The sequence below is a fragment of the Psychrobacter sp. genome, assembly GCF_035469765.1.
Classification (GTDB): Bacteria; Pseudomonadota; Gammaproteobacteria; order Pseudomonadales; family Moraxellaceae; genus Psychrobacter.
Genome location: NZ_DATIRM010000381.1, coordinates 1 through 10,404 on the forward strand (window position 1 = coordinate 1; position 10,404 = coordinate 10,404).

Annotated in this window: 8 protein-coding genes; 3 read left to right on the forward strand and 5 right to left on the reverse strand. The window is 43.0% G+C overall.

Annotated features, from left to right (window positions below; translation table 11 throughout):
* Positions 1-150: 150 nt before the first annotated feature.
* From VLN09_RS10590 to VLN09_RS10610, 5 genes are all read right to left on the reverse strand, one after another.
* A complete protein-coding gene (locus tag VLN09_RS10590; protein WP_325246323.1) occupies positions 151-513 on the reverse strand; it encodes a hypothetical protein in 363 nt (120 codons plus the stop codon).
* 276 nt (positions 514-789) lie between these two features.
* Positions 790-1,317 (reverse strand): hypothetical protein, encoded by a 528-nt coding sequence (locus VLN09_RS10595; RefSeq protein ID WP_325246325.1) that lies wholly within the window; start codon positions 1,315-1,317, stop codon positions 790-792.
* Positions 1,318-1,508: 191 nt separating this feature from the next.
* Positions 1,509-4,463: a DNA polymerase I gene (gene polA, locus VLN09_RS10600; protein WP_325246327.1), complete on the reverse strand. Its 2,955-nt coding sequence runs from the start codon at positions 4,461-4,463 to the stop codon at positions 1,509-1,511.
* A gap of 234 nt (positions 4,464-4,697) precedes the next feature.
* Positions 4,698-5,111, reverse strand: a complete 414-nt coding sequence (locus VLN09_RS10605; RefSeq protein ID WP_325246329.1) for an Ohr family peroxiredoxin — start codon at positions 5,109-5,111, stop codon at positions 4,698-4,700.
* A gap of 309 nt (positions 5,112-5,420) precedes the next feature.
* Entirely contained in the window at positions 5,421-6,773 is a 1,353-nt protein-coding gene (locus VLN09_RS10610; protein ID WP_325246331.1) for an MBL fold metallo-hydrolase, read from the reverse strand.
* Positions 6,774-7,089: 316 nt separating this feature from the next.
* On the opposite strand from VLN09_RS10610, the gene VLN09_RS10615 reads away from it, so the two are divergent.
* From VLN09_RS10615 to VLN09_RS10625, 3 genes are all read left to right on the forward strand, one after another.
* The gene (locus VLN09_RS10615; RefSeq protein ID WP_325246333.1) at positions 7,090-8,712 is read left to right on the forward strand and encodes a peptide chain release factor 3; all 1,623 of its coding nucleotides are present in this window, start codon (positions 7,090-7,092) and stop codon (positions 8,710-8,712) included.
* Positions 8,713-8,905: 193 nt separating this feature from the next.
* The gene (locus VLN09_RS10620; protein WP_325246335.1) at positions 8,906-9,775 is read left to right on the forward strand and encodes an RsiV family protein; all 870 of its coding nucleotides are present in this window, start codon (positions 8,906-8,908) and stop codon (positions 9,773-9,775) included.
* Between the two features lie 83 nt (positions 9,776-9,858).
* A partial coding sequence (locus tag VLN09_RS10625) for an FHA domain-containing protein (protein ID WP_325246337.1) occupies positions 9,859-10,404 on the forward strand: 546 nt, incomplete at its 3' end.

Below are 10,404 nucleotides of genomic sequence, written 5' to 3' on the forward strand. Positions count from 1 at the left end.
GGGACAAGGTTGCGCGGGGACGCTAGATGGCTGGGCAGAGAATTTAAAGCAATGAATCTAAAGCACTATGCGGATATTAGATAGAGCAGCAAAAAACACCGAACTTCATGTTCGGTGTTTTTTTATCAATAATTTTCTAAAGGTAGTACTTTAAAAATCATTGTCATGGCTTAATTTGGCCGCGTCGCTGTCAGCGATGTCAGCAATATTGGGGTAGTGGCTATCATCTAGATTTTCTTCGACCAGCAGCTCATCGATGCGCGATTCATATATGTTTTGATGATGTACGGGTGTGAGACCTTGGGTTGCATCACTTCCGACTTGCGAGTTATTAAATCCTGCATCATCGTCAAAGTCATCATCATCGACAACATGCAACATAGGATTGTCTAAATCAACCTGTTGATTACCTTGCTCGTCATCACTGGTACTGTCATTGGTATCATCATCAAGATTTTCATCGCCTTCGATGTGAGTCATCTCTTCTGGTAATGGGGTTTTTGAGTGTTCCATGCTATTTTCCTTGATTTTTATAATTAATAAACATAGTAGAGTTTAAGAGGTAGTCGTATAGCTATTTTGTTCGCTTATCTTCATTGCCTCTAGTACTAAGGTGTCACAGGATGTTAAAAATATGTAAGAAAACTGTTTATTTAACCGTTAAAAAAACGGCCACCAAATATTGGTAGCCGTTTGCATATTGTAGTGCTGATGATATATCGGTTTTAAATTTAATCGACTATAGTACTAATTTTACTATGGATAAAGCGCATCAAAGGGTGCTACTGGCTACACTTTACAGGATGAGTAGGGCTTATGTGATAGAAGCGCTTCAAACGCCAGAGGCTTAAGCTGCCATAGATATATCAAAGCAATCGCATAAACACCGGTTTCTGCCATTTCTTCAATGATTTCTCCAAAATTTTGAGAAATCATAATCGCGTTTTCGCCCATATATGCAAATAATGCTAGACCCACTATTATAAAATATACAGACACAGGCACCGATTTTAGTACCGCCCACAAATAACGCCATGTATACGCTAATAAACCAACAATAAGTAGATAAATAGTAAGTAGAACCGCATCTTCCCACCAGTCATAAGCATGGTTTAACAGTGAAAAGTCACTCGCAATGAAAAACTCAGGTAAATAATTTAATTCACGACGAATCACCACAAAAAACGTCAATAATGATGCCAGCCAAAAATAGAGACCTTGCTTGCTCTTACTCTGTATCACGTATTGCACGCAACGTAATATACAGGCTATCAGTAGGATAATGCCGGGGATTTCGATAATGCCATCTGCAGCCAAAATAAGCGCTCCTGATTTTTAGAATAAAAAAAGTGAGCGTGGAGGCTCACTTTAGACTAAAAGATAATTTGTGAAAAAATAAGATAGGTTCATTATACCGACAACTATCATACGCGACTGTTTTTTTAGTTTACGCTATGAGAGTCAATTGTCTCGAACAACATTAAACCTACTTAAAATTTCCTTAAGAATCAATGTGCCTCATCCCAATTCTGCCCACTGTCTGTCTCCACTAATAACGGTACAGCAAAGTTGACGTTCCAACCTTTTTCAACCGCGGTCGTTCTCAAGACATTTTGCATGGCATCAGTAATTAATTGGCTAATCTCATCAACCTTGTCTATATCTACTTCAAATACCAGTTCATCATGGACTTGTAGCAGCATTTTTGCTTGCTCTTTAGGCAATACTTTATCGACCGCAATCATCGCAAGCTTAATTAAGTCAGCAGCAGAGCCTTGGAGAGGCGCGTTAATCGCCGCTCTCTCAGCGCCTTGTTTGACCATGCGATTGCTATGATTAATATCAGGGGTGTAAAGCTTACGACCCAATATTGTCTCGACATAGCCATGCTCATAAGCGCTAGCACGAGTATTAATCATATAGTCTTTGACGCTAGGGTAGCGCTCAAAGTACATATCGATGTAGTCTTGCGCCTCACTACGGCTCATCTGTAGCTGCTTAGCAAGTCCAAAGGCGCTCATACCATAAAGCAGACCAAAGTTAATGGCTTTAGCATTACGGCGCTCCGTTGGGGTGACATTCGGTACATCCTTACCAAGTACTTCCGCGGCCGTAGCAGCATGAATATCAAGACCTTCATTAAAGGCATGAGTCAGATTTTTATCGCCTGAAAAATGCGCCATGAGACGCAGTTCAATTTGCGAGTAATCGGCGGCTAAAATAACGCGACCTTTTGGGGCAATAAAGGCTTGACGAATCAAGCGACCGGTAGCAGTACGAATAGGGATATTTTGTAAATTAGGATCCGTTGAAGATAAGCGCCCTGTGCTGGTCAATGCCTGATGATAGCTGGTATGCACGCGGTCAGTCTTGGCATCTGCCACATTATCAAGGGCATCTGTATAGGTGCTTTTGAGCTTCGATAATCCGCGATATTCTAAGGTGATATCGACCAAAGGATGATCGATTTTTGACAATACGGCTTCACCCGTAGAGTATTGACCGGTCTTGGTTTTTTTACCACCAGCGACGCCAAGCTTATCAAATAACATCTCGCCAAGCTGCTTAGGAGAGCCCAGATTAAATTCCTCACTAGCGACTTCGTACGCGCGTTTTTCTAGGGCAATGATTTCTTCATCAAAACGTTTAGACAGCTCGTTTAAAAACGGACGCCTAATTAAGATGCCATTTGCTTCCATTTGGCAAAGTATCTCTGCGGTTGGAATCTCAAGCTCATGGAGCAGTTTATAGTTATTAACGTCATCGGCAAGCTTTTGACTAAACAGCTCGAACAACTGATAAGTGATATCGGCATCTTCACAAGCATAGTCGCTAGCAATATCAATGGCGACTTGATCAAAACTCACTTGCTTAGCGCCTTTACCAGCGACATCCTCAAAGCTGATGGTTTGCGTTTGCAGATAATGCCGTGCCAAATCATCCATACCGTGACGGGTAATCGCCGCATTAATTACATAACTGGCAAGCATGGTATCCATTGCCCAGTTGTTGGGCTTGTCGTGAATACTGCCTAAGAGGTTGATATCATAATGACTGAAAATATGTGCATCATATTTTAGGTGCTGACCGATTTTGCCGATATTAGCGTTTTCCAGAATAGGTTTTAGACGCATCAATACGGTATCGCGATCCAATTGCTTGGCTATTAACGCATCGCCTTCTAAGCTATGGGTGAGCGGTATATAATAAGCTTCATGCGCTTGTACGGCAAAAGACAAGCCTACCAATTCAGCCTGACGCCAGTAGACGCTTGTCGTTTCGGTATCGATAACGAAATGCGGCGCAGATTGTAATAATTGAACTAAGCTATCAAAGGCGGGCTCATCTAAAATAGTATGCCACGCTCTGTCATGACTTTTACTGTCTGAGACATCACCAATAGCGCTTGACTGTAGAGATTTAGCGATTTGTGCTTGTGAATCGGCATCAGCCTGACTATGGGCAACACTGTGCGTACCATTGGCTGGATGATTTGGGTGATCAAGCGATGCCAGCTCATTTCTAAATTCAAGCTCACTGTATAGCGCGCGTAGCTCGTCAATATGAGCGCAAGGATCGGTATTTATTTTTAAATCCTGCCAGTCTTGACCAATGTTTAAATCGGTGACGATGGTTGCCAGCTTTGCATTGAACGGAATGTCTTCTGCGTGTTCAATCAAGCCTTTCGCCCCGCGACCTTTGATAAAGCCAATATGCTTTAACATATTGTCGATGTCACCATACTCAACAAGTAAGTCTTTTGCGGTTTTTTTACCGATGCCAGGCACACCTTTGATTCCATCAGAAGCATCACCCATTAGGGTCAGAAAATCAATCATCTGCTCAGGATTAATGCCGAACTTGTCGATAACTGCTTGAGTATCTATGACTGTACCCGTAAAGTTATCTTCCAAGATGACGCAGTCATTGACCAGCTGCATCATGTCTTTATCGCCTGTGGAGATAACTACGTGATGACCCTGCTCGACTGCACGATAGGCAAGTGTACCGATGATATCATCAGCTTCTGCGCCCTCGATACGTAACAGCGGAATACCTAACGCGGTAACCAAGCGATGGATATAAGGAATTTGCTCTAACAGCTCTATATCGATGGGCGGACGAGCCGCTTTATAATCAGGAGACATATGATGGCGAAAAGTTGGTGATTTGGTATCAAAGCAAACCGCCATATGCGTTGGGTGATAGCGACGCATCAGTTTTAATAGCGCATTTAGCGTGCCACGTATCGCGTTAGTGACTAGGCCTTGAGAGTTTTGCATGGTTTTTGGTAAGGCATGATAAGTGCGAAACAGATAATAAGAGCCATCAACCAAAATAAAAGGCGGCTGCTCCTTGTCCACATGGCTGGTATTCATCGTTGACACATTTGGCATCGTCGCAAAGTTCGGCAGCGTATTGGGGTTAATAGGCGAGTGGGAGTTGTGATCGTTGGCAGTCATAAAAAGTCACTTATCAAATATTGGGCAGCAAGTATTAGGCAGCAAGTACTGGGTAAAAACATACCTTCATTATAACGATAAAAGCGTCGTGTGCCGAATGGATGATGAACGAATAAAACGAATAAAACGAATAAAGCGTTATGATGCGTACGAACCCAAATGATAGCCCATAAAAAAAGAACCCAGATCAATTGAGTTCTTTTTATTATTGCAAATATTGTTGTTATTAGAGGCTTATTTTACTTCTGAGGTTACTTCGCTATCGACATTACCATGGGTAGCTTTAGAATATGGGCAGACTTTATTAGCCTTCTCAACCAATTGCTGGAATTCATCCGCTGATAGCTCTGTGTTTTCACCGATAACATGAATTTTAACGGCTAATTTAAAGTCTAGACCTTCACCTTTAAGTAGATCTACCGATACTTCGGTAGTAGAATCAAACTTTGCTTTTTCTGCCCCTTTGACTGCACCAAGTGCACCATCAAAGCAAGCAGCATAACCCATAGCAAATAGTTGCTCTGGGTTATTACCGTCTTTACCAGAACCAGGTGCAACCATATTAATCGTCAAATCGCTGTCTTGGAGGCTAGCACAACCCGCACGGCCGCCGGTCACAGATGCTTTAGTAGAATATAGGGTTTCCATGATTTGTCCTTTTATATGAATTGTTATCCATCATTTTTTAGATAATGCTTTTAAGTCTTGTTATAGCTAACTTCTAAATAGCCCATCTAGCATAACAGAGCAACAGGCACGCTTGATATAGCGGTAGTAAAAGTATGCTGTGAATTTGTAAGTTAGTTTTCTCAGTAAAACCACATCATAATTAGCTATTTACCAGTAGTCGTTGCAGTAAGGTGCAATTAATAAGAATGACTTAGTCAAAATAAATCGTGTATCGTAAAAAACGTTGCTCATAAAAACCGCTCATAACTATAAGATTAGTAATGAAGATTAGCTATGAGCCGCTTTCCATGCGCCCATCGAACCAAGATAAATATCGATGTTTTCAAAACCATGGCTTGCCAGCCATCCTGCGGCTATTGTGGCTCGTGCCTCGCTAGCACACATCAAGGTATAATGGTGTTTCTTGTCAAGTTCACGCCAACGTTGATTAAGATGTCCAACATATATGTGCTGTGATCCCTCGATTGCGACAGTCGCTCGTTCATCGGCATCACGGACATCGAGAAGTGTCCAACCTTCAGTATTATTCTTTAGACGAGCTTCAACCTCGGTAGTATCAACCATAGGGGTTTTCTGCATACTTTCACCTTGTACAGCAGCGGGAACCACGCCGACATAGCCCCCTAATATATTATCAAGTGCAATCCGCACCAGATGTTCCATAGCCGTGGCGAGCTGTGTTTCATCGGAGGCAACTAATACCAAGCTTTCGCCTTCACGGATGTACCACCCAGCAAAGGCAGAAATCATGCTCACAGGCAGACTCATCGCTCCAGATAAATGACCGGAGGCATAAGCCATCGGCTCACGAATATCAATCAAGTGATCGGCACCGCAGCTATTTAACTGCTGTAGCGAAAGACTGCGCGGTCGCATAACAGTCGGAGGCGCAGTACCGCCCTCCATGTTCAGGCGCTCCATCAGTCTGAAATAAGGCGGCTGATAATGGTTTTCGCTGACCTTAAAGTGGATAAAGGCGTCGCGATCTGTGAATTGTAAACGTGGGTTATTCAATCTTTCATGACCGACGCTAGAGAATTCACGCTCTGCCATACCTGATCCGCAGACAGAGCCCGCGCCGTGTGCAGGATATATAATTGCCTGATCACCCAGCGCTAAGATTTTTTGTAGCGAATCATAGAGTAGACCTGCGACTTCCTCAGCTCTATCAGGATAGAAGTCAGTACGGCCGACGTCACCGACGAATAGGGCATCTCCGGTGAAGACCGCCACAGCTTTATCGGGGTAAGCTGTGTCAAATAGAGCATAGGCAAGATGGTCATCAGTATGACCGGGCGTTTCTAAAACGCGTATTTCAAGCTGACCGATGGTAAAACAATCACCATCGCGCACTGTTTTGGCATAGACGATAGGCTGTTCTGGGTTTGGACCGTGCAGTACACTAGCGCCCGTCATTTCCGCTAGAATCGGAGCACCTGAAACAAGGTCTTCGTTGCGATGAGTTTCGAATATATGAGTGATCTCTAGCCCTTGTGCACGTGCCTTTTCTACATAAATTGCGCAGTCACGGCGAGGATCGATCACCGCCGCTTGACCACCCGATCCCACCAGATAAGATAGATGAGCAAGTCCGGGTGTCTTGATCTTTTCAAGCAACATAACGGTTTCCTTATAATAATTTGATAATGACTACCCTGTAATTTTTTTATGTCTTTTAATAAAAATCTTTGAGTAATCAATGTTGTATGATGATGTTTGGATTGTCAAACAGGTTTTTATACGAGCAAATAAGTATTTTGTAAAAACAAGGCACCTAGATAGGCGGTATAAATAAGGCTGCTGTAAACTATGGGAAAAATAGCATCTTAACCATAAATCCGCTACAATATGCGCACTAAAATCCATCACATTTACTGTTAAACCTTTTATAAAATCTTGCTATTTTCTTCCAAAATTTAACGATAAGTTATTCATTATGAGCGCAGATTCTAAAGTTTCATCAAGCAAGCTTTCAGCAACTAAGCTTGCCCGTGAAGTTGCCAAACGTCGTACCTTTGCCATCATCTCGCATCCTGATGCGGGTAAAACGACGATGACCGAAAAATTGCTACTATGGGGTCAAGCCATTCAGGTAGTGGGCGAGGTTAAAGGTCGCAAGACGGATCGCCACGCCACATCAGATTGGATGAGCATGGAGCAGGAGCGTGGGATTTCTATCACGACCTCTGTCATGCAGTTTCCTTATCAAGATCACGTGGTCAATCTGCTCGATACCCCAGGTCATGCTGACTTTAGTGAAGATACCTATCGTACTTTGACTGCTGTCGACAGCGCGCTGATGATGGTAGATGGCGCAAAAGGCGTTGAAGAACGTACCATCAAGCTGATGGAAGTTTGCCGGATGCGTGATACGCCCATCATCTCCTTTGTTAATAAACTCGATCGCCAAATCCGTGAGCCGCTTGAGCTGCTTAGTGAGATTGAAGCGGTTTTGAAGATTAAATGTATCCCGATCACTTGGCCGATCGGTATGGGTCAAGATTTCGTCGGTGTCTATCATTTGACCGAAAATAAAACCTATTTTTATGAAAAAGGTCATGGCGGCGAGATTACGGTTTCTGAAACTCGCGAAGGCTATGATTATCCTGATATCCGTGAGCGCTTAGGTGCGCTGATGTTTGCCTCGTTTGAAGAGTCGCTTGAATTGGTACAAATGGCATTAGAGGACTTTGATGTTGACGAGTTTTTAGCCGGTGAGATGACGCCCGTATTGTTCGGTACAGCGCTGGGTAACTTCGGTGTCAATATGGTGCTTGATACCTTGATAAAATATTCACCACCACCAAAAGCGCATCCGACCAATGAGCGTGAAGTAGCAGCGACAGAGACAGCTTTTAGTGGTTTCGTCTTTAAGATTCAGGCCAATATGGATCCGCGTCACCGTGATCGCATTGCATTTTTACGCGTTTGCTCAGGTAAGTACGAAAAAGGCATGAAGCTGAAGCATGTGCGCTTAGGGAAAGAAGTACGTATTGCTGATGCTTTGACATTTTTGGCAGGCGATCGTGAAACGCTAGAAGAAGCCTATCCGGGTGATATCATTGGTTTGCACAATCATGGTACTATTTCTATCGGCGATAGCTTTACTGAAGGCGAAGAACTGAACTTTACCGGTATCCCTCATTTTGCTCCTGAGCTGTTCCGCCGTGTCATTCTAAAAGATCCGCTCAAATCAAAAGCACTGCAAAAAGGTCTACAGCAGTTGAGTGAAGAGGGCGCAACGCAGGTCTTTATGCCGCAGATTAATAATGATTTAATATTGGGCGCGGTCGGTGTGCTACAGTTTGAAGTGGTCGCCCATCGTCTGAAAGAAGAGTATAAAGTACAGTGTATCTTTGAGCCGGTATCGATTGCGACCGTTCGCTGGATTCATTGCGATGACGAAGTGGCACTGGCTAAGTTTAAGAAAAAAGCCCACGACCAGTTATCGATAGATGGCGGTGGTCATCTGACTTATCTTGCACCATCACGGGTGAACTTACAGCTGATGCAAGATCGCTATCCAGAAGTGACGTTTAGCAATACTCGCGAGCACTAAAATCAGTCAATAACAGCGACGTTCTAAATATAAAAAGACACGATAGCGTGTCTTTTTTATTCACTTATCAAACAGCGTATGATGGCTTTTAACCGCTATGATTGACGCAAAAACACGAACAGTGTTCCTACAATATGGCGAAAAGGTTACGGTAGAATATTAGTAAATCTGATAGGTATCTTAAAGAGGCTATATGAAAACTTTCATCCAATCGCCTATTACGCATTTTTCTTTTACTGATCTGCAAGCAGCACAGCCAGCCTCTATAAAGGCTTGTAAGCGGCGTCTATTGTTAATAGTCGGTAGTATAGTGTTGTGTGGCACGTTAAGCATGTCTGCGCATGCTGGCAGTCTCTTTAGCAGCACAGAGTATCTCGATTATCAATTACCCAAAAAAGTACAAGAGCGCTGCACGGCGCGTGATAACTGTCCGGATATTGAGATTAAATATCTCAAGACCAATCACAAATGGATCAATGATGTTGCCAACCAGCGCATTAATACGCTGGTGGTTAATAGTAAACCATCTGAATCTGCGCCTATCACTACCAAAGCCACGCCAGCATCTGTCAAAAGTGCGCTTGATGGTTTTGTTGCTTCACAGCTTAATGAGCTACCGAGAGACAGTGCATTTGCCTATAGTCTCATGGTGACACCTGAATATGTGGGTCATATCAATGATTTTGAGATGTTTGATATAAGCTCCTATGTTTTTACCGGCGGTGCGCATGGCATGCCGTATAGAGAATATTTGGTATTTGACCAAAAGATGAAAAAGCAAATTAAATTAGCAGATATGCTGCAAAGCGGTAAAAAATTACAGTTCAAAGCACTTGCCTATAATGCGTATAAGGATTGGGTAAAAACGGTCGATAAAGATGTGAAAAACTACGAGAAAAACTGGCCGTTTACTCTAAGCGACAACGTGACATTGACTGATAAAGGGATTGATATTCGTTATCAGCCTTATGCCATTGCTCCTTATGCCTACGGTATGCCGGTACTGAGTATTCCTTATAATAAACTTGGCGGTGTCATAAAATCCCGCTTTATCCCCAAATAATAAAGCCATCAGTGCAAGATATAACAGAATGAATTTTTTAATAATAACCATTTAATTTTTAGTAATAAGGAAGGAGTCATCACATGACAAACGATACAGACAATATAAATGCCCCAGCAACCCATACGTGGCAGCTAAATGCCTTAACAGAGGCGCTTGGTGATTTGACATTGACGGTCACCGATAGCCTCTCTGTTGGTCGTGGCAGTGATAGCGATGTGGTACTAGGTAGCCAGCAAATTTCACGCAATCATGCACAACTGAGTGTCTTAAACGGTCAGCTATACGTGAAAGATCTAGAGTCGTCAAACGGCACTTTTATTAATGATGAGCGTATCGCTGCCAATGAATCGAAGCACTTAACAGCAAATGATACGCTTGGGTTTGCAAGCTTTAGTTTTCAGGTAAGTGTGTCAGTAGCTGCTACTGTTATTCATGAGCAAGCAGTTGCAGATAAACCAACTTTGATGTTGAGTCCTGACACTGAGATAGCACCTATTGTTGAAGCAGAGCCAGTCGTTAAAGAAACCATGATCGAAAAGATATTACCTGTTGAAGAGGCTTTAGACGCAATGCCTGTTGCTGCTTTGCAAGCAGAACCGATGGTTAGCGCCGCTAAAACAGATGAG